Genomic DNA, 21,564 nt, shown 5'->3' on the forward strand with positions numbered 1-21,564 from the left:
ATAAAAGGAGGTGTTATGATGAGCAAAAAGTTATCAGAATTAGTTAATCTTGAAATTATTAATGTATTTAATGGAGATAAATATGGATATTTAGGAGATAGTGAAATTGTTTTTGATAGAACAAACGGAAATATAATAGGTATACAAGTTAATAAAGGAAAAGGTTCACTTTTTGCATTTAAAGATAATACAATGATTGAACTACCATGGGAAGATATGATGAAAGTATGTGAGAAAACAATAATTTTTGATCACAAAATATAATTTTTTTCACAACCTTTCTATATAGTTGTATAATATATATTAGTTAATTGTGTTTTACAACTATAAGGGGGCTTTTATATGAAAATTTTAATTCAAAAATTTGGGGGAACATCTGTTGCAACTCATCAGAGAAGAGAAATGGTTTGCGACAAGGTTATCGATGCAATAAATAGGGGGTTTAGTCCTGTTGTAGTAGTTTCAGCTATTGGAAGAAAAGGAGATCCTTATGCTACAGATACACTATTATCACTGATAAATAGTAAAAACGATTCAAATAAAAGAGAAATAGATTTACTTATGTGCTGCGGAGAAATAATATCAGCTGTCGTATTATCTGAAATATTTATAAAAAAGGGATATAAAGTTAAAGTACTAACAGGAGGTCAAGCAGGGATTATCACTGATAATAACTTTGGAAATGCTGAAGTAAAAACTATAAAAACTTCAAATATATTGGAACTATTAAATAAAGGAATTATACCTATAGTAACAGGTTTTCAAGGTATGACTGAAAATGGAGATTTTACTACTCTTGGTCGTGGAGGAAGTGATGTTACAGGCGCGATTTTAGGTGAAGCTCTTAGGGCTGAAGCTATTGAAATATTTACAGATGTTGATGGAATAATGACGGCAGATCCAAGAATTGTACCTGATGCTAAAATAATAGAAAAAATAAATTATAATGAAGTATTTCAATTTGCAGATCAAGGTGCAAAGGTTATACATCCAAGAGCGGTAGAGTATGCTATGAGAGGAAACATTCCTTTATATATTAAAAATACAATGTCAAATGCTCCAGGTACTATTATAAGTTCAGAAGTTTATAATAAAAAGTTAATAACAGGTATTACTCATTTGCCAAATAGAACACAAGTTAGTATTATGTTTGAAGATGAAGAAAAAGATAATGATGAATTATTTGATTTGCTTGCTGAGTATGGAATAAGTATTGATTTAATAAATATATTTCCTAATTATAAAGTATTTACTATTGATAGTTCTGATTCTGATAAAATTAAGTATATTTTAGATGCAAAAAAATATAACTATAAGATTATAAACAATTGTAGTAAAATTGCAGCTATAGGAAATGGAATAAGAGGAGTACCAGGAGTAATGGCAAAAATATTAAAGACATTAAAAGATAATAATATTAAGGTACTCCAAACAGCAGATTCTCACACTACAATATGGTGTCTTGTAAAGGAAGAAGATACTATAAAGGCTATTAATGCTCTTCATAAAGCTTTTGAACTATAATATATAAATATATCTATAAACTAGTAAACCCCATAAATCTTCTAATGCCAATATAAAGTAATTGGCAATTAAGATTTAAGGGGTTTATATTTTTGAAAGCTTAAATAATGCTATTATAAAAATAAAAAACTTGTTTTTTGTTTATATTTTGCATCAATGGTTAAAATATAAAAGAAATAAAAATTAATGTGAGGTGTAATCATGACTTATGAAAATAATATAAATAAAGAAGTAAATATTGAAAAAAAAATTTCTAATGAAGATTCTTCTTATAATAAGAACGAAAAGTTAGAGAATTTAAAAGAAATAGGTAATACTCATATTTCTGAATTCATTTCAGACATACATGTATTAAATATAATAGGTCAAATAGAAGGGCATGTAGCGGTTCCACCTCAAACTAAAGCAACTAAATATGAACACATAATTCCTCAGCTTGTAGCAATTGAAGAAAACCCTAATATAAAAGGTCTTCTTATCATTTTAAATACAGTAGGAGGAGATGTTGAAGCAGGCCTTGCTATAGCAGAAATGATTAACAGCTTATCAAAGCCTACTGTTTCTTTAGTGATTGGAGGAGGCCATAGTATAGGAGTTCCTCTGGCAGTATCTGCAAAATACTCTTTTATATCTCCTACTGCAACAATGATTATTCACCCAATAAGGATGAATGGACTTGTTATAGGAGTCCCTCAGACCTTTGAATACTTTAAAAAGATGCAAGATAGGATTATAAACTTTATAACTCGAAATTCAGGGATATCAGAAGAAAAGTTAAGAGAGCTTATGCTTCAAACTGATGAACTGCTCAATGACATGGGCACAATACTAATTGGAAAGCAAGCAGTTGACCTGAAGCTTATGAATGAAGTAGGAGGAATAAGCAATGCCATTAAAAAATTAAGACAGATGATAGAGGAAAAGCAAAAATAAACATATTATGCTTTTCCTTTTTCTATTGAAGGGAATTTATTAAACATATAGAATATATTTGTGAGGTGATTATATATGGCAAGAAAGAAAAATCAATATTCATCTAAAGGAAGTTTCAATAATGAAATCTATGGAATAGTAATAGTTGCTTTTTCACTATTAATTGGCTTTAGCATATATATAGAGCCATCAGGAGTAGCAGGTAAAATATTAAGAGATTTCTTTTTTGGACTTTTAGGAATAGGTGCATTTATTTTTCCTCCTATAATCTTTATAGTTGGAATTGCTTTTATTGTAAATAAAACAAAATTTAAGCTAAGACAAAGGTTTATATGCCTATGTCTTATAATATATAATTTGTTATTAACAATCCATCTTAATTATTCCTATAGTTATAATAATTTAAAATATATGGACAAACTATTTAAAGCTTATGAATTAGGCCTTATAAAAAAGGGTGGTGGAGTTATAAGCGAATTTATTGATACACCTCTTTTATACATTTTTGATATAATAGGTACATACATTGTGCTTATTTGTTTACTTCTGATATTAATTATACTTGCAACTGAAATATCTATTGGAAATATATTAAATACTGCTATTTCAAAAATAAAACGAAATATTCCTTTTAAAAACAAGAATCAAAAAGTAAATGAAGTTATAACAGAATCATCTATTAGTATAGAAACTGAAAATAATATTCATGATATAGATAAGAAAAAATGTGAAGAAAATATTAATAATTTAGATAAGAAAATAAAAATACTCGATTTTATAAAAGACTCTAATGAACGTTCAGACTTGGATGCAAAAAGTGATGTAAAAACTAAATTTCAAGAGGATATAACAAAAGAAATAGATAAAAATAAAATTGAGCACAAAAAAACTGAATATGTTTTTCCTCCTATAGAGCTTCTTAATGAAAATAAAAATAAAGGAAATATCCAAGATAAGAAAGAACTTTTAAATAATGCTCAAATACTTGAAGAAACTTTATTAAGCTTCGGAGTGGAGGCTAAAGTTGTACAAGTTAGTAGAGGTCCTTCAGTAACAAGATATGAACTTCATCCAAGTCCAGGAGTTAAAGTGAGCAGAATTGTTAATCTTTCTGATGACATAGCATTAAATCTCGCAGCTCCAATGGTTAGAATAGAAGCTCCAATACCAGGTAAAGCTGCTGTTGGAATTGAAGTACCAAATAAAGAAGTAGTATCTGTAACACTAAGGGAAGTACTTGAATCAAATGAATTTAAGGAGTTTAGTTCAAAGCTTGCTTTTGCACTTGGAAAAGATATAAGTGGTAAATGTATGATTGCAGATTTATCAAAAATGCCACACCTATTAATTGCAGGTGCAACAGGTTCAGGAAAGAGTGTATGTATTAATACCTTAATTACAAGTTTAATATATAAATCATCCCCATCAGATGTAAAAATGCTTTTAGTTGATCCCAAAGTAGTAGAACTTTCAATATATAATGGAATTCCTCATCTTCTAATACCTGTTGTTACTGAACCTAAGAAGGCAGCATCAGCTTTATATTGGGCTGTTAATGAAATGACTCAAAGATATAAACTCTTTGCTGAAAATAACGTAAGAAATATTGAAAGCTATAATAAATTAATGGAAAAAAATAGTCCTGAACTAAAACTACCAAAAATAGTTATAATAATTGATGAGCTCGCAGATTTAATGATGGTTGCACCAAATGAAGTTGAGGATGCTATATGTAGGCTTGCACAAATGGCACGAGCTGCTGGGATGCATCTTGTAATTGCAACTCAAAGGCCTTCTGTAGATGTCATTACTGGACTTATTAAGGCCAATATTCCATCCCGTATTTCATTTGCAGTATCAAGTCAAGTTGATTCAAGAACCATACTTGATATGTCCGGAGCCGAAAAACTTCTTGGAAAAGGTGATATGTTATTCCTTCCTATAGGTGAAAGCAAACCAATTAGAATTCAAGGAGCTTTTATTTCTGAAAAAGAAGTTGAAAAAGTAGTAAACTTTTTAAAGGATTCAAGTAATGTAACTTATAACGATGAAATAATAGAAGTAATTGAAAATAAAAATGACTTATTAAATACTGATGAAGAAGTAGATGAACTTCTTCCTGAAGCTATTAAAATTGCAGTAGAATATGGTCAGGTATCAGCTTCTATGCTTCAAAGAAGGCTACGTGTTGGATTTAATAGAGCATCAAGATTAGTTGAACAGATGGAAATACGTGGTATTGTAGGTCCTCAGGAAGGAAGTAAACCAAGACAAGTTCTTGTAAGCAAAGAGGATATTGATGATAATTTATATGGAGAATAATATTATAATTTTTATATGAAAAGGAAATATTTATAACATCAAATAAACAATTTAATTATATTTTGATTTTTTGATTGTCGAAAAATATTGAATAAGATATCATAGTATATGATAACAAAATAAAAAAACATGTCATATATATACAAAGTATGTAAATTAAAAAGAAAAAAAGAATGAATGTGCAATTTTTAGATATTTAATTATAAATAGTAATATTTGTATAAAATTACCTGGGAAATTATGATAGGAGGATTTGACATGAATTATAATGTAGGTTTAGTATCTCTTGGGTGTGATAAAAACAGAATTGACTCTGAAATAATGCTTTCTAAACTTTCGAAGAAAGGATATAATATTGTAAACGACGAAATACAAGCAGATATAATAATTATAAATACATGTGGTTTTGTAAACTCTGCAAAGGAAGAATCTATTGATACTATACTTGAAATGGCACAAAACAAAAAATATGGCAGGTGTAAGTCATTAATTGTTACAGGTTGTATGGCAGAAAGGTATAAAGAAGAATTGCTAAAAGAAATTCCTGAAATAGATGCAATTGTCGGTACAGGAAACTATTACGAAATATGTGATATAGTATATAAAACTCTAAATAATGAAAAAGGAATTGTAAAAACTGATAATTTAAATTATAATTTTGATTATGAGGAAAGAATATTAACAACTCCAAATCATTATGCCTACATTAAAATTGCTGAAGGCTGTAGTAATAGATGTAGCTATTGTATTATTCCAAAAATCAGAGGAAATTTCAGAAGTAGAAATATAGATAGCATAATAAATGAAGCAAAATATCTTTCAAGAAAAGGCATTAAAGAAATTATATTAGTTGCTCAGGATAGCACTATGTATGGAGCAGATATCTATGGTAAAAAGATGCTCCATGAATTATTAAAAAAGCTTGAAGAAATAGATGGAATAGAGTGGATAAGAGTGATGTATTGCTATCCTGAAAGGATTACTGATGAGCTCATAGAAACTATAGCAAACAGCAAAAAAATATGCCATTATTTTGATATCCCTATACAACATGTTAGTAATAAAATATTAAAACAAATGAATCGTGCAAGTACAAAGGAAGATATAGTTTCACTTATTAATAAAATAAGATATAGGATACCTGATGCAGTTATTAGAACATCAATAATAGTTGGTTTCCCTGGAGAAACAAAAGAAGATTTTGATGAACTTAAAGAATTTTTGCATTCGTATAAACTTGATAGAGTTGGTGTATTTACTTTTTCTCCTGAGGAAGGTACAATAGCAGCAAATCTACCAAATCAAATAGATGAAGAAACAAAAAATGAAAGAAAAGACATTCTTATGAAGATACAAAGTGAAATTTCCTTTGAGAAAAACAAAGCATTAATAGGAGAAATTGTTGATGTAATAGTAGATGGAAAAGTTAAAAATAATAAATATTATGGTAGAACAAGCAAGGATGCTCCTACAATTGATCAACAGGTACTTATAGATGCTAATGATGATGTGATTAATATAGGAGAAATAATAAAAGTAAAAATAAATAAAGCCTTAACTTATGATTTAATGGGAGTTGTGTATCATGAATCTTGCAAATAAAATAACAATCTTAAGAATTATACTTGTTCCTGTATTCCTTTTCATTTTAGCAATAAAAGTTAAATATGGCATTTATATTGCAACATCTGTTTTTATAGTTGCGGCTTTAACAGATACGTTAGATGGTTATATTGCTCGAAGTAGAAATCAAGTAACAAAATTTGGTAAATTCTTAGATCCTCTTGCAGATAAGCTCATAGTTACAGCAGCTCTTATATCCCTTGTAGAAATGAAAAAGCTGCCAACTTGGGTTGTAATGATAATAATTGCTCGTGAATTTGCAATTACAGGATTAAGAGCAGTTGCAGCTTCTGAAGGTGTAGTAATTGCAGCAAGTAAATGGGGAAAGGCAAAAACAGTTACACAAATAATTGCAATTGTAGCTTCATTAACAGGTCTACCATACAGCAATTATCTTATAACTATTGCCGTTATAATAACCATAATTTCAGGTGTAGATTATATATATAAAAATAGAAAAAATTTAAGCCCAAAGGATTGAATCAAAATTACCAACGCCATTCATCTTTTTATTAATGTAAAAGTTAGATGAATGGCTTTTAATTAAAATTAGTAAAACAGTTGTATGTATATACTTGACCTAATTTAATAGATATATTATAATACTTAATAGAACTAATGTTCGTTTTGTGAGAAAGGATTGATATAATGTTAAGTGAAAAGCAAAAAGCATTAGAATTAGCTATAAGCCAAATTGAAAAACAATTTGGTAAGGGTTCAATTATGAAACTTGGAGAAGATGCTAAGTTAAATGTGGAATGCATTTCCACTGGATCTTTAGACCTTGATATTGCTCTTGGAATTGGAGGGGTACCAAGAGGTAGAATAGTAGAGATATATGGTCCCGAATCTTCAGGTAAAACCACAGTTGCACTTCATATAATAGCAGAAGCACAAAAAAATGGAGGTGCAGCAGCTTTTATTGATGCAGAACATGCTCTTGATCCTGTATATGCTAAAAAACTTGGGGTTGATATTGAAAATCTTGTTCTATCTCAGCCTGATACAGGTGAGCAAGCTCTTGAAATAGCTGAGGCTCTTGTAAGATCAGGTGCAATAGATGTTATAGTAATAGATTCCGTTGCAGCTCTCGTTCCTAAAGCAGAAATCGAAGGAGAAATGGGAGATGCTCATGTAGGTCTTCAGGCAAGGCTTATGTCACAGGCTTTGAGAAAGCTTGCTGGTGCTATAAACAAATCAAAATGTGTTGCAATATTTATAAATCAGCTTAGAGAAAAAGTTGGAATTATGTTTGGAAGCCCAGAAACAACTCCAGGTGGTAGAGCATTGAAATTCTACGCATCAATAAGACTTGATGTAAGAAAAGTTGATTCAATAAAGCAAGGTGAAGATATATTGGGTAGTAGAACAAGGGTTAAGGTTGTTAAAAACAAAGTTGCTCCTCCTTTTAAGCAAGCTGAGTTTGATATAATGTATGGTGAAGGAATATCAAAAGAAGGTAACATATTAGATGTAGCAGTAAATAATGATATAGTACAAAAAAGTGGTGCATGGTTTTCTTATAACGACACAAAACTCGGACAAGGAAGAGAAAATGCTAAGAATTTCTTAAGAGAAAACCCTTCTGTGGCAATTGAGATTGAAAATAAAATAAGAGATAAATATAAATTACCATTGATCCCCGTTAAGGTTGAAGAAAATAAAATTAAAAATGACTAATATATTTTTTCTCATTTATTAATTAAAACCTACATTGTCTTCTGTAGGTTTTTTCTTATGAGGTGAAATATGAAAATAACTGATATAATAAAACAAAATAACTCTAATAACAGGTATAATATATTCATTGATGATGATTATGCTTTTTCAGCTTCACTTGAAGATATCGTAAAATATTCAATAAAACTTAATTCTGAAATAACAAAGGAACAACTGGATATATTGATTGAATGCTGTGAAGAAAACAAATGCTATAATTACGCTCTATTTCTTCTAGGCAAAAAAGATTATACTCAATACGAAATATCAAAAAAACTATCAGATAAAGGATATTCTTTAAATGTAATAAATAAAACTATCGATAAGCTTAAAATGTATGATATTATTAATGATGAGAGATATGCTAAAAAGTATATAAATGACTGTTTAAATATAAAAAAGTATGGAAGAAGGAAAATAGAATATTATCTTCAAAAGAAAGGAATAGAATTAGATTTATTAAAAGAAGTTTTTTTTAACTCAGATAGCGAATATAAAAACGCCATTGAAATAATACAAAAAAAGGTTAAACATTATAAGGATAATAAAGATATTAAAAATAAGCTTATAAGGCATTTAATGTCTAAGGGTTTTGAATATGATGTGATAAAAGAAGCTTTAAAATCAATAAAATTAGAAGATGATGGTGAAGATATATGAAATTATTATATTTTACTGATTCTCATATAAGAGGGACTAATCCAAAATCAAGAAAGGACAACTATATAGAAACTTTAAAGGAAAAATTTAAAGAAATCGTTCAGGTTGTATATGATGAAAATATAGATTATGTACTTTTTGGTGGAGATTTGTTTGATAGACCAGACTTGTCATTATCTATAGTTAATGAGTTTGTTATATATCTAAAAGAACTCCCTTTTCCTATATATTCTGTATTAGGAAATCATGATATTTTTGGTCAAAACCCTTCTACAGTAGGAAGAACAGTTTTAGGCATTTTAGATACTATAGGTATATTAAAAATTATTAATCCTAATGAATTAATATATCTTGAGAAGGATGGAATAAGAGTACAATTATCTGGTAGCCATTATTATTATAATATAGATACTTCAAGTGAAAAAGAAGGGTATATCGTAAAGCAAAAAGAGAATTGTAATTATTCTATTCATATCGTTCATGGTATGCTTCTTGATAGACCTTTTATAAAAGGAGTTCCACATACCTTAATAGATGAAGTTGCAAATAAAACCTGTGCTGACATAACTCTTTGCGGGCATTACCATACAGGTTATGGAATTAAAAAATTATACGATAAGTACTTTGTTAATATAGGTTCTATATCAAGAATTAGTAATACACTTTCAGAAATAGAAAGAATTCCAGCTTATCTTATTATAGATATAGGAAAGGAATTAAAATTTAATATAAAGAATTTAAAATGTGCAAAACCTGGAGAAGAAGTTTTCGATAAAGAACTATTAAAGCGTGAAGAGCTTAAAGAACAAAAGATTAACGAGTTTATTCAACAAATAAATTCTTATGGTAACTTTGAAATATTAAATATTGAAAAAATAATTAATGAAATCTCAATAAGAGAAAAGATACCAGATGATGTTAAAAATGAGGCAATAAGAAGAATTGGAGAAGCACAAATATTACTTTCAAGTAGAGAAGGGATGCTATGAAATATATTAAAACAATAGAAATAATAAATTTTCAGTCCCATAAATATTCAAAGCTTAATTTTGAAGATGGATATAACGTAATATGTGGTCCATCGGATAGTGGAAAATCTGCAATAATTAGAGCATTAAGATGGGCATTATATAATGAACCAAAAGGAACAGAATTTATAACTCAAGGCGAAAATACATGTAAAGTTTCAATAACATTTAGTGATGGTATAACAATAGTTAGGGAAAGATCAAAAAATAGAAATATCTATAGGCTTATTAATACTAATGGAGAAGAAATGATATTTGAAGGATTTGGTAATGATATACCAAAAGAAATACTTGCTGCTCATGGAATTAATAAAGTCTATATAGATATTGAATCTCCAGAGAGTATAAATCTGTCGAGCCAACTTGAAGGACCTTTTCTCATTGATAAATCCGGTTCTATAAAGGCTAAAGCCATAGGCAAGCTTGTTGGGGTGCATATAATAGATGAGGCTCTAAAGGAATTAAATAAAGATTTATTCAATGTTCAAAGCGATGTAAAAAGACTTTCAAAAGAATATGAAAACATAAATATCGACCTTAAAGAATTTGAAAACCTTGAAAATGTAAGAAAAAGTTTAGATGAATCTGAAAAGAAACTTGAAGAGTTAAAAAACAAATATACCAAATTAGAAAGATTAAAAAATATTAAAAGAGAACTTATCGCAATAGATAGCGAAATAAAAGAAACAAAAGATCTAATTATATCCATAGGAGATATGGATTATGTATTTAACTTAGCTTGTATTGTACAAACAAAAATAACTACAAAAAACAAACTTACAGATTTAAAAAATAAATTTATGGAAATAACAGAGGAAATTAAATGTCAAAATAAAGTTTTAATTGCAACAAAGCATATAGATGACTGTGTACTTAATTTAATAGAAGCAGTTAATAATTGTAATAAAACTAATGAGTTAAAAAAATTAAACATGCAATATAAATTACTTGTAAATGAAATTAGACAACTTAATTTAATTTTAAGTAAACTAAAAAATATTAATGATGCAAAGGAAACTTTATCTAAGTATGAAAGTCAATATGATAATTACAATAAACTTACAGATATCAAGTCAAGATTAAATGAGATAAATAATTCACTAAAAATTGGATATAAATATATATCTAAGTTTGACAATCTTGAAAAAGCAGATTTATCCTACAAGGCTATTCAAAGCAACAATGAAAAATCATTAAAATTAAATATAATAAAGAATAATCTTCTAAAAATAGATAGTGAACTTATTTGTATAAATGATGAAATTAAAATATGTAACAACAACATTAATAATTACATTAAAGAATATACAAAAGTATTAAAGGAACTTGGCAAATGCCCCCTTTGCTTATCACCTATAGAAGAACATACAATTAAAAAAATAATAAACGAATTGTAGGAGGAACATAACATGAATTATGAAAATAAACTTAATGAACTAAAAAGTAAAATAGAAATATATAAAAATAAAAAAATCAAGGCAGAAACTCGCCTTGAACAGCTTCTAAGTCAAAAGGATGCTATTGTTAAAGAACTTGAAAATTTAGGTATAACCCCTGAAAATCTTGATAATGAAATAGAAAAACTTGATAGTGAAATAAAAGACTTGATAAATAAAATTGAGAGTATGTTACCTTCTGATATTTAAAGGAGTGATAATTTGTATTCTGATATCATTTACGAACTTGAAAATAAATTAAATAAAAAAAAGCAAGATTACTTTATTAAAAAGGGCAGGATGGATAATCTTATTGAACAAAAGAAGAAAATAGAAGCTCAATTAAAAATAAATAATAATAAAATAGATAACTATGAAAAAGTAAAAATATTACTACAGAATACTTCCCAATTTGCCAGAGAACAATCAAAAAAACAAATAGAATATATAATAACCCAATGCCTTCAATATATATTTGATCCTTCAATGGAATTTAAAATAGATATAGTAGAAAAATCAAATAGAATAGAAGCAGAGTTTTTTGTTGTGTCAAATATAAATGGCGAACAGATAGTTACAAAGCCTCAGGATTCAAGGGGTGGGGGCGTTGTTGATATAATATCCCTTGCAATTAGAATTGCCATGATACAAATTCATAATCCCAAAATAGACGGCCCATTAATACTTGATGAACCAGCAAAACATGTTAGTGATGAATATATTGTAAATGTAGCTGATTTTATAAAACAAATAAGTACAACTTTTAAAAGGCAGGTAATAATGGTTACACATAATAACCATCTTTTGCATAGTGCTGATGTATGTTATAAAGTTACTATAAATGATGGCATTAGTACAGTGGAACTTATAAACTTGACATAATATTAATTCTATAATAAAATAAAGACAAATAATGGTTAATTATTTTGGTCATTATTTAGTATATGCTTCAGATTAAAATTCTCTTAGCCAGGTATTACATCCATAATCCGGTATTTAATACTATATTATTACCGGAATTGGTGATATTTTGTTTTTAAGGAGGTGTTATTTATTTCGTTTTTTGTATATATAATATCTGGTGGAGTTTCTATAATAGCCTTTATTGCAGGTTATTATGTTAGAAAAAATATAGCTGAAGGTAAAATTCAAAGTGCTGAAGAGCTTGCAAAAAAAATAGTTTCTGAAGCTGAAAAAGAAGCTGAATCTAAAAAGAAAGAAGCTATTATTGAAGCAAAAGAAGAAGTTCACAAATTAAGGACTGAATTTGAAAAGGAAATTCGTGAACGAAGAAGTGAACTTCAAAGGATGGAGCGTAGAGTTCTTCAAAGGGAAGAAACTCTTGACAAAAAGGTAGAATTACTAGAGGCAAGAGAAGAAAATCTCAATAAAAAACAACAAGAAATTCAAAACATGCAAGAAGAAATTAACCAACTTTATAATAAGCAAATTGAAGAATTAGAAAGACTTGCAGGTTTAACTACCGAAGAAGCAAAACAGCTTCTATTAAGTGATATTGAAAAAGAAGTTAAACATGAAGCAGCAATGATGATAAAAGATATTGAAACAAGAGCCCGTGAAGAGGGTGAAAAAAGAGCAAAAGAAATTATTGCATGTGCAATACAACGTTGTGCTGCTGAACATGTTGCTGAAACAACTGTTTCAGTTGTAAATCTTCCTAACGATGAAATGAAGGGTAGAATAATAGGTAGGGAAGGTAGAAACATAAGAACACTTGAAACATTAACAGGAATAGATTTAATAATTGATGATACTCCAGAAGCTGTTATTTTATCAGGATTTGATCCAATAAGAAGAGAAATTGCAAGATTAGCACTTGAAAAGCTAATAACCGATGGTAGAATTCATCCAGCGAGAATTGAAGAAATGGTTGAAAAAGCCAAAAAAGAAGTTGAAAATGAAATTAGAGAACAAGGTGAGCAAGCTACTTTTGAAACAGGAGTTCATGGTATTCATTCAGAGCTAATAAAATTATTAGGTAGGTTAAAGTATAGAACAAGCTATGGACAAAATGTTTTAAATCACTCAATAGAAGTAGCATATCTTGCCGGATTAATGGCTGCAGAACTTGGTATTGATGTAACTATTGCAAAGAGGGCAGGATTGCTACATGACATAGGAAAAGCTCTTGATCATGAAATAGAAGGTCCTCATGCACTTATAGGAGGAGATATATTAAAGAAATACAATGAGTCTCCTGCTGTTGTTCATGCAGTTTCGGCTCACCATAACGATATTGAACCTCAAACTATAGAGGCAATCTTAATTGCAGCAGCTGACGCAATATCAGCTGCAAGACCTGGCGCAAGAAGGGAAACTCTTGAAGCATATATAAAGAGATTAGAAAAACTTGAAGAAATTGCAGATTCTTTTGAAGGTGTTGAAAAGTCTTTTGCTATACAGGCAGGACGTGAGATTAGAATTATGGTTAAGCCAGAACAAATAAGTGATGTAGAAGCAATACAAATGGCAAGGGATATAGTAAAGAGAATAGAAAGTGAACTAGAATATCCTGGACAAATAAAAGTAAATGTTATAAGAGAAGTTAGAGCAATTGAATACGCAAAGTAAAAATAATAAAGCAGCAGAAATCTGTTGCTTTATTATTTTTTATTTTTAAGAAGGAAATTTTTTTACTTTGTAGAATATTAATGTAAAAGACTAATTATATCAGTCCTTAAGGGGGTATTATAATGGAAGTATTAAAAGTTTCAGCAAAATCAAATCCAAACGCTGTTGCAGGAGCTTTGTCCGGTGTGTTAAGAGATAATGGCTCTGCTGAAGTGCAAGCAATAGGGGCTGGAGCAATTAACCAGGCAGTAAAAGCAATAGCAATAGCAAGAGGTTTTATGGCTCCAAGTGGTCTTAATCTCGTATGCATTCCTGCTTTTACAGACATAGTTATTGATGGTGAAGAAAGAACTGCCATTAAATTTATTGTAGAACCAAGATAATAGTATTATTATTTTTTATTTATTTGGTTTATTCATATAAATGCCATGTATAAAATATATGGCATTTATAATTTATTTCAAAGTAATAACATAATACATATTATGTTAACTTTTAGTATTTAAATATTCTCTTAAATAAATAGTAGCATTACAAGAAATCTTTTACTTAACTATAGACACAAAAAACATTAAATGCTATATTTAATATAAAAATGTTATTATGGTGATATTTATGATAGAATATGATCTTCATATACATTCAACTGCATCAGATGGTCTTCTTGATCCTAATAAAATATTTGAAGTTGCTAAGAAAAAAGGTCTTAAAGGCTTTTCAATAACAGATCATGATACGGTTTATGCTTTAGACACCTGTAATAGTTTATCTAAAAAATATAAAATAGATTTTATACCAGGGATAGAGCTAAGTACGTATTTTAATGAACTTGAGGTTCACATATTAGGTTATTATATTGATTATAAAAATGAAGAACTTTTAGAATTTTTAAGTTACATACAACAATCAAGAATACAAAGAATAAATAAAATGGTAGAGCGTATAAAAGATCTTGGTTATGATATCAGTATTGAGGAGATAAGATTGCAAGCTGATAGTAAAACAAAATCTTTAGGAAGACCACATATAGGGCGTTTACTTGTTAAAAAAGGTTATTTCAAAGACACCATAGAAGCCTTTGAAAATCTTTTAGAAAGAGGAAAACCTGGTTATGTAGAAAGATATAAATTATCAACTGAAGATGCAATTGCTTTAATAAAAAAAGTAGGAGGACTGCCTGTTATTGCTCATCCCTTTGTAATAGATGAAAAGTTAAATTTAAATGACATAAAACAACTTATAATTAAATTTAAAGAATGTGGTGCAATTGGAATCGAAGTATTTCACTCACTGCAAAACAATAAACAATCAGAGTTTCTTTATAAAATTGCATTAGAAAATGATATGGTAATAACTGGTGGTAGTGATTGTCATGGTATTTTAAATAATGGTGAATATTTACTTGGTAACTATGGTATTAATAGTACGTTATTAAAACGCTTAGAAAGTGTAAAGAGGTGATAAAATGCCAAGTGGAGATAATAGGAATAGACAATTCCCAAATAAACTAAACACAACAGCTATAGTAAAACTATTTATTCTCCACTTCTTATCAGAAAAGAGCTGTTATGGGAATGAGATAATAGATAAAATTGAAAAAAGTTTAAGTTATAGTTGGCGCCCAAGCCCTGGAATGATTTATCCTTTATTACGTGATATGGAAGATGATATGTTGATTGAAGGATGGTGGGATGAACCCGATAAAAAAACAAAAAGGCATTATAAAATAACTGATATTGGAATTAAACAATATGAAAAACTTAAACTAATATATAAGCCCCTTCTTGATGAATCTTTAAAAATAATTGATGCAACTCTTAAAACCATTTATAAAAATTAATAAGGAGGAATGAATATGGAACTTTCAAGAAAAGCACAGCAAATATCTTCATCAGTAACTCTTGCAATAACAGCTAAAGCAAATAAAATGAAAGAGGAAGGAATAAATGTTGTAAGCTTTGGTGCTGGTGAACCTGACTTTAATACACCATTAAATATACAAAACGCTGCAATAGAAGCAATAAAGAAAGGCAAAACAAAGTATACACCTTCCTCTGGTATTAATGAGCTAAAGAAAGCTATATGCCAAAAGCTCAAATCTGAAAATAATCTTGATTATAATACATCTCAAATTGTAATCTCAAATGGTGCAAAGCATTCACTTTTTAATGCTTTTTTTGCAATTTGTAACCCTGGAGATGAAGTGATTGTTCCTGTACCATATTGGGTAAGCTATCCAGAGCTTATAAAACTTGTTGATGCTATTCCAGTTTACGTTGAAACTAAGGAGGAAAATTCATTTAAATTTACTAAAGAAGATTTAGAAAAAGCTATAACGAATAAAACAAAGGCTATAGTATTAAATAGCCCAAATAATCCTACTGGTGCAGTTTATACGTTGGAAGAATTAAAAATGATTGCAGATATTGCTGTTGAAAAAGATTTAGTCATTATATCTGATGAGATTTACGAAAAGTTGATATATGATGGAATAAATCACATAAGCATTGCTTCATTAAATGATGAAATAAGGAAAAGAACTATAGTAATAAATGGGATGTCTAAAGCATACTCAATGACAGGTTGGAGAATAGGATATACCGCATCAGGAGAAAACATAGCAAATGTTATGTCTAATGTACAAAGTCATGCAACATCAAATCCAAATTCTATTGCCCAATATGCAAGTGTTGAAGCATTAACAGGGCCTCAGGGCGAAATAGAAAAAATGAGGAAAGAATTTGAATTAAGGCGTAATTATATGGTAGAAAAGATTAATTCAATAAAAGGGATATCATGTAATAAGCCACAAGGTGCTTTTTATGTTATGGTAAATATATCTAACATTAAAAATAAAAAAATAAAAGAATATGAAATAAAAAATTCTGTTGATTTTTGCAATGCCCTTTTAGAAAAAGAAAAGGTTGCAGCTATCCCAGGAATAGCCTTTGGTGCCGATGATTATATAAGACTATCTTATGCAACATCAATGGACAACATAATTGAAGGTTTAAATAGATTAGAAAATTTTCTTAAGTAAGTATGCTAAAAAGATAAGGTATTGCCTTGTCTTTTTTCTTTTTTTTATGTTATAATCGGCATATATCGTAATATTTATTGAATAAATTAAATAATATTCGTAGGAGATGATGAATATGCACGATTTATATGAAAGCCCTTTAATAAAAAGATATGCCAGCAAAGAAATGTGTAAAATATTTTCTGATGAAAGTAAGTTTTCAACCTGGAGAAAATTTTGGGTTGCTCTTGCTGAAACAGAAAAGGATTTAGGTCTTAATATAACTCAAGACCAGATAGATGAAATGAAAGAGCATATTTATGACATAAATTATGAAGAAGCTGAAAAAAAAGAAAAGGAAACAAGACATGATGTTATGTCTCATGTACATGCTTATGGGATGCAATGCCCAAAGGCAAAAGGCATGATACACCTTGGAGCAACAAGCTGTTATGTTGGTGATAACACAGATGTTGTAATAATTAAAGAAGGTTTACTTTTATTACGTAAAAAACTTATTCAATGTATAAAAAATTTAAGAGACTTTGCCTTTGAATATAGAAATCTACCTTGCCTTGCATTTACTCATCTTCAACCAGCCCAACTCACAACAGTTGGAAAAAGAGCATGCCTTTGGATTCAAGATTTGGTATGCGATCTTGAGTACCTTGATTTTGTAATTGACAATTTAAAGCTTTTAGGAGTTAAAGGTACAACAGGAACACAAGCAAGTTTTTTAAAATTATTTGAAAATGATCATGAAAAAGTTAAAAAACTTGATGAAATAATATGTGAAAAGATGGGATTTAAAGATAAATATTTTAAAGTTACTGGTCAAACTTATCCTAGAAAACAGGATATGCTTGTATTAAACGTTTTATCTTCTATTGCAGAAAGTGCCTATAAATTTAGTAATGATATTAGAATACTTCAAAGCTTAAAAGAAATAGAAGAACCATTTGAGAAGAATCAGATTGGCTCCTCGGCTATGGCATACAAGAGAAATCCTATGAGAAGTGAAAGAATATCATCTATTGCAAGATATGTTATTATTAATTCATTAAACCCTGCTATTACTGCTTCAACCCAATGGTTTGAAAGAACCCTTGACGATTCCGCAAATAGAAGAATTGTGATACCAGAATCTTTCCTTGCAGTAGATGGAATACTTAATCTTTATATAAATGTGACTTCCGGATTAGTTGTATATCCAAAGGTTATAGAAAAACACGTAAAAGAAGAACTACCTTTTATGGCTACAGAAAACATTTTAATGGAAGCCGTAAAAAAAGGTGGGGACAGACAAGAGCTTCATGAGAAAATTAGAATACACTCTATGGAAGCAGCTAAAAAAGTTAAAGAAATGGGAGAAAGCAATGATTTGATAGAAAGGATTTGTGCAGATCAAAGTTTTAAGCTTGAAAAAGAAGAAGTACTAAACGCACTAAGACCCGAAAATTATATAGGCAGATCTAAAGAACAAGTTGAAGAATATATAAAGTTTGAAGTAGACCCTATATTATTAGAAAGTAATGAAAATATTTCTGTTGAAATAAATGTATAATATTTGAACAGAAGGTATTGTTTTATATTTAACAATGCCTTCTGTTTTTTTATTTTATGTCGAATATATATTTATAAATTAAATTTATATTCGACAACTATTTTATTTTTTATTTGATATACATTATCAATTAATAAAAGTCGAAAAAATAATATAAATATGAAAGTAAATATTATAAAATATTCAAAGTTATAAACATCTATTATCCACCGTTGTTATTAATTTTGGACATGTTATCAATTTCATTTTTTTATGATAAAATTAAATAAAAACGCAGGAGGTAAAAAATATGATAGGTTTTATAGGTTGCGGGAATATGGCTAATGCAATGATTAATGGTATGATTAAAAATAATATAAATCCTAACGAAATATGTGTATTTGACCCAAACAAAGAAAAACTTGATGCTATGGGACTAAAAGGTATAGTGATATGCGAAAATAATATAGATGTTTTTAAAAATAGCAAATATGTATTTTTAGCAATCAAACCAAATGTATATAATGATGTATTGAATGAAGTAAAAAACTACATAAAAGATGATAATGTATTAATATCTATGGCTGCTGGATATAAAATAGATAGCATAAAACAAATAATAGGAGAAAGAAAAGTTGCAAGGATAATGCCCAATACCCCTGCATTAGTGCAAGAAGGTCTTACAGCACTTTGCTTTGATAATCTTATTAATGAAAATGAAAAAATGGAAATTAAAAAATTACTAAGTTCTTTTAGTTATGTTATTGAAACAAAAGAAAATTATATAAACGCATATTCAGCAGTATCAGGCAGTGGCCCAGCTTATGTTTTTATGTTTATTGAGGCTATGGCTGATGCAGCTGTACTTTTAGGTATTCCAAGGGATGATGCTTATAAAGTTGCTCAGCAAACTTTACTTGGAAGTGCAAAACTTTCTATGACATCAGGAAAACACCCTGGAGAACTAAAAGACATGGTATGTTCACCTGGAGGAACAACAATTGAGGGAGTTAGAACACTTGAAGAAAAATGCTTTAGAAGTGCAATAATTGAATGTATTATTAACACTTACAAAAAGAACCTCGATATAAACAATATTAGATAGTTTTGAGGTGGATTTTAATGATAATATTGAGAGTTATATTGTTTATATCATCTATTTTATTATTTATGTTTGTAGCATTTATATTATTAATAGAGACTTCAAGCAGTTTTAAAAAACAAAATAAAAAGCATAATCAAAATACAAACCCAAAAGTACATGAAGAGAGAGGGAGAAAACATTATGCTAAATAATAATTTAGCATAATGTTTATAAAATTAAGAGGAGGGGATGGCTTGGAGGAACATATCAGCATATTTGATGAAAATCTTCCTTCAATATTAAATGATTTTTTGGGATATCTTTGCACTATAAAAGGAAAATCTCAAAATACAATAGATGGTTATAAAACTGATTTAAGATTATTTTTAAAGTATATAAAAAAAGTAAAGAAAAATTTAAAAGACGATATTGAAGATATCTATATTGGCGATATAGATGAGGAATTCATAAAATCAATTAGACTTTCTGATCTATACTCTTTTATTAATTATGTTACCTTGAAAAGAGATAATAGCGCCTATGCAAGAGCAAGAAAAACAGCAGCTATTAAATCATTTTTTAATTACCTTGAAACAAAAGTTAAGATAATAAAAGAAAACCCCGCAAGGGAGCTTGAATCTCCTAAAATAGAAAAAAGGCACCCTGTATATCTTACTTTAGAACAAAGCAAGCAGCTTTTAAGTATTGTTGACGGAAGAAACAAAGAAAGAGATTATGCTATTTTGGTGCTATTTTTAAACTGTGGGCTAAGGCTATCAGAACTTATAGGAATTGATATTAGTAAAATCAAAGGAGATACATTAACGGTAATTGGTAAGGGAAACAAGGAAAGAACCGTGTATTTAAATTCAGCCTGCATTAAGGCTATAGAAAACTATCTTGCTGTAAGACCAAAAGATGGGGTTATTGATAAGGATGCTCTGTTTCTTAGTGAGAGAAAGAAAAGAATTAGCAAAATTACTGTTGAAGTTCTTGTAAAAAAATTTATAAAAAAAGCAGGTTTATATGATAATAAGTATACTCCACATAAGTTAAGACACACTGCTGCTACTTTAATGTATAAATATGGACATGTTGATATTAGAGCGCTACAGCAAATATTGGGCCATGAAAGTGTATCTACAACACAGATATATACCCATATTGATGACGAAAAGTTAAGAGAAGCTATAAAATCTAATCCTCTATCAGAAGAAAAAGAGTAGTATCTATTCTACTCTTTTTCTTCTTAGTATTTCATTTATTTTTTTGTCATATTCTTCTTTTAACTTCGGGATATCTTCTATATATAAACAATCATTAAATCCATCATCTTCGTTTTCTTCTAAACTTTCATTGTCTCCTTCTTCTATTTCAAAGATATATTCTTCTATCTCTTCTTCCCCATCCAAAATCCCTTCTATTTTAATTTCAATGTAATCTTTATCATCTATTTCAAGGCATTTGCCGCAATTATCACAAATCTTTTCTGGATTAAGGTCGCATATATTACATTTATTACAACCATTACATATCTTACTTGTTTCAAGTATACAATTTTTGCTCATAATTCATCATTCCTTTTCATTATTTTATACTAAATTATAATAAACTATTTTAAAAAAGTAAATAACAATTAATCAACTAATCAACAGGTATTAATAGCTGTTCTCCAGGTACTATTATTGAAGAATTTAGTTTATTAATCTTTTTAATATCATATATAGTTTTTCTTATATCTTTTTGATTAGAGCCATATTTTTTTGCAATGCTCCAAAGAGTATCACCACTATATACTGTTATTTTTGTATATGTACGCTCTGCTTTTGTTTTATCATTAAACGCAAAAGATAGTAATAATATTATTATAAGCATTATAAATAATATACACCTTTTCATAGATTTCATTAAACTCCCCTCTTTCTTCAATACTCATTATAACAGAACAGCTGTTCTTGATTTCTAATTCCAGTATAAAGAACTTTTGTTCTGTTGTCAATATACTTCGAACAAAAGTTTGAACATTGTTTTATTTTATGCTATAATCTCATCTTTGACAGTTGCGCGAAGCAAAAAGCCTG

At 28.7% G+C, this 21,564-nt stretch carries 23 protein-coding genes; 21 read left to right on the plus strand and 2 right to left on the minus strand.

The genetic code is table 11. From position 1 onward, the window contains the following. Positions 1-18 precede the first annotated feature (18 nt). From FDN13_RS00465 to FDN13_RS00560, 21 genes are all read left to right on the plus strand, one after another. Positions 19-264 carry a YlmC/YmxH family sporulation protein gene (locus tag FDN13_RS00465; protein WP_168190018.1) on the plus strand — a complete coding sequence of 82 codons (246 nt, stop codon included), beginning with the start codon at positions 19-21 and terminating at the stop codon, positions 262-264. Between the two features lie 78 nt (positions 265-342). Next, positions 343-1,524, plus strand: coding sequence for an aspartate kinase (dapG, locus tag FDN13_RS00470; protein ID WP_138978373.1), 1,182 nt, complete (start codon positions 343-345; stop codon positions 1,522-1,524). Positions 1,525-1,725: 201 nt separating this feature from the next. Beyond that, positions 1,726-2,457 carry a ClpP family protease gene (locus FDN13_RS00475; RefSeq protein WP_138978374.1) on the plus strand — a complete coding sequence of 244 codons (732 nt, stop codon included), beginning with the start codon at positions 1,726-1,728 and terminating at the stop codon, positions 2,455-2,457. A gap of 75 nt (positions 2,458-2,532) precedes the next feature. Continuing rightward, the gene (locus tag FDN13_RS00480) at positions 2,533-4,779 is read left to right on the plus strand and encodes an FtsK/SpoIIIE family DNA translocase (protein WP_138978375.1); all 2,247 of its coding nucleotides are present in this window, start codon (positions 2,533-2,535) and stop codon (positions 4,777-4,779) included. A gap of 258 nt (positions 4,780-5,037) precedes the next feature. Beyond that, positions 5,038-6,381, plus strand: a complete 1,344-nt coding sequence (rimO, locus tag FDN13_RS00485) for a 30S ribosomal protein S12 methylthiotransferase RimO (RefSeq protein WP_138978376.1) — start codon at positions 5,038-5,040, stop codon at positions 6,379-6,381. Further along, a complete protein-coding gene (gene pgsA / locus FDN13_RS00490) occupies positions 6,365-6,883 on the plus strand; it encodes a CDP-diacylglycerol--glycerol-3-phosphate 3-phosphatidyltransferase (protein WP_138978377.1) in 519 nt (172 codons plus the stop codon). Before rimO ends, pgsA begins: the two co-directional genes overlap by 17 nt. 167 nt (positions 6,884-7,050) lie before the next feature. Then, complete coding sequence (recA, locus tag FDN13_RS00495) at positions 7,051-8,082, plus strand: recombinase RecA (RefSeq protein WP_138978378.1); 1,032 nt, start codon at positions 7,051-7,053, stop codon at positions 8,080-8,082. 69 nt (positions 8,083-8,151) lie between these two features. Then, positions 8,152-8,781 (plus strand): regulatory protein RecX, encoded by a 630-nt coding sequence (locus tag FDN13_RS00500; protein ID WP_138978379.1) that lies wholly within the window; start codon positions 8,152-8,154, stop codon positions 8,779-8,781. Next, positions 8,778-9,770 (plus strand): metallophosphoesterase, encoded by a 993-nt coding sequence (locus tag FDN13_RS00505; protein WP_138978380.1) that lies wholly within the window; start codon positions 8,778-8,780, stop codon positions 9,768-9,770. Before FDN13_RS00500 ends, FDN13_RS00505 begins: the two co-directional genes overlap by 4 nt. Further along, positions 9,767-11,206 (plus strand): AAA family ATPase, encoded by a 1,440-nt coding sequence (locus FDN13_RS00510; protein ID WP_138978381.1) that lies wholly within the window; start codon positions 9,767-9,769, stop codon positions 11,204-11,206. The genes FDN13_RS00505 and FDN13_RS00510 overlap by 4 nt, the downstream gene beginning before the upstream one ends. Positions 11,207-11,218: 12 nt before the next feature. Next, entirely contained in the window at positions 11,219-11,455 is a 237-nt protein-coding gene (locus tag FDN13_RS00515; RefSeq protein ID WP_138978382.1) for a hypothetical protein, read from the plus strand. 12 nt (positions 11,456-11,467) lie between these two features. Beyond that, entirely contained in the window at positions 11,468-12,127 is a 660-nt protein-coding gene (locus tag FDN13_RS00520) for an ATPase (protein WP_138978383.1), read from the plus strand. Positions 12,128-12,298: 171 nt separating this feature from the next. Beyond that, the gene (rny, locus tag FDN13_RS00525) at positions 12,299-13,837 is read left to right on the plus strand and encodes a ribonuclease Y (RefSeq protein ID WP_138980991.1); all 1,539 of its coding nucleotides are present in this window, start codon (positions 12,299-12,301) and stop codon (positions 13,835-13,837) included. 122 nt (positions 13,838-13,959) lie between these two features. Beyond that, positions 13,960-14,220: a stage V sporulation protein S gene (locus FDN13_RS00530; protein ID WP_138978384.1), complete on the plus strand. Its 261-nt coding sequence runs from the start codon at positions 13,960-13,962 to the stop codon at positions 14,218-14,220. Positions 14,221-14,452: 232 nt separating this feature from the next. Continuing rightward, positions 14,453-15,298: a PHP domain-containing protein gene (locus tag FDN13_RS00535; protein ID WP_168190019.1), complete on the plus strand. Its 846-nt coding sequence runs from the start codon at positions 14,453-14,455 to the stop codon at positions 15,296-15,298. 4 nt (positions 15,299-15,302) lie between these two features. Then, positions 15,303-15,677, plus strand: a complete 375-nt coding sequence (locus FDN13_RS00540) for a PadR family transcriptional regulator (RefSeq protein ID WP_138978386.1) — start codon at positions 15,303-15,305, stop codon at positions 15,675-15,677. A gap of 15 nt (positions 15,678-15,692) precedes the next feature. After that, positions 15,693-16,877 (plus strand): pyridoxal phosphate-dependent aminotransferase, encoded by a 1,185-nt coding sequence (locus FDN13_RS00545; RefSeq protein WP_138978387.1) that lies wholly within the window; start codon positions 15,693-15,695, stop codon positions 16,875-16,877. Positions 16,878-16,992: 115 nt separating this feature from the next. Next, complete coding sequence (purB, locus tag FDN13_RS00550; protein ID WP_138978388.1) at positions 16,993-18,420, plus strand: adenylosuccinate lyase; 1,428 nt, start codon at positions 16,993-16,995, stop codon at positions 18,418-18,420. A 289-nt stretch (positions 18,421-18,709) separates the two neighbouring features. Next, positions 18,710-19,504, plus strand: a complete 795-nt coding sequence (gene proC, locus FDN13_RS00555; protein WP_138978389.1) for a pyrroline-5-carboxylate reductase — start codon at positions 18,710-18,712, stop codon at positions 19,502-19,504. A gap of 17 nt (positions 19,505-19,521) precedes the next feature. Beyond that, positions 19,522-19,695, plus strand: coding sequence for a hypothetical protein (locus FDN13_RS14165; RefSeq protein ID WP_168190020.1), 174 nt, complete (start codon positions 19,522-19,524; stop codon positions 19,693-19,695). 42 nt (positions 19,696-19,737) lie between these two features. After that, positions 19,738-20,709 (plus strand): tyrosine recombinase XerC, encoded by a 972-nt coding sequence (locus tag FDN13_RS00560; protein WP_138978390.1) that lies wholly within the window; start codon positions 19,738-19,740, stop codon positions 20,707-20,709. 3 nt (positions 20,710-20,712) lie between these two features. Here FDN13_RS00560 and FDN13_RS00565 read toward each other — a convergent pair whose 3' ends face one another. Both FDN13_RS00565 and yneA read right to left on the minus strand, forming a co-directional pair. Then, positions 20,713-21,051 carry a hypothetical protein gene (locus tag FDN13_RS00565; protein WP_138978391.1) on the minus strand — a complete coding sequence of 113 codons (339 nt, stop codon included), beginning with the start codon at positions 21,049-21,051 and terminating at the stop codon, positions 20,713-20,715. A gap of 76 nt (positions 21,052-21,127) precedes the next feature. Then, positions 21,128-21,391 carry a cell division suppressor protein YneA gene (gene yneA, locus FDN13_RS00570; protein WP_138978392.1) on the minus strand — a complete coding sequence of 88 codons (264 nt, stop codon included), beginning with the start codon at positions 21,389-21,391 and terminating at the stop codon, positions 21,128-21,130. Between the last annotated feature and the right edge of the window lie 173 nt (positions 21,392-21,564).

The sequence above is a fragment of the Caloramator sp. E03 genome (genome assembly GCF_006016075.1).
In the GTDB taxonomy this organism is placed as follows: Bacteria; Bacillota; Clostridia; order Clostridiales; family Caloramatoraceae; genus Caloramator_B.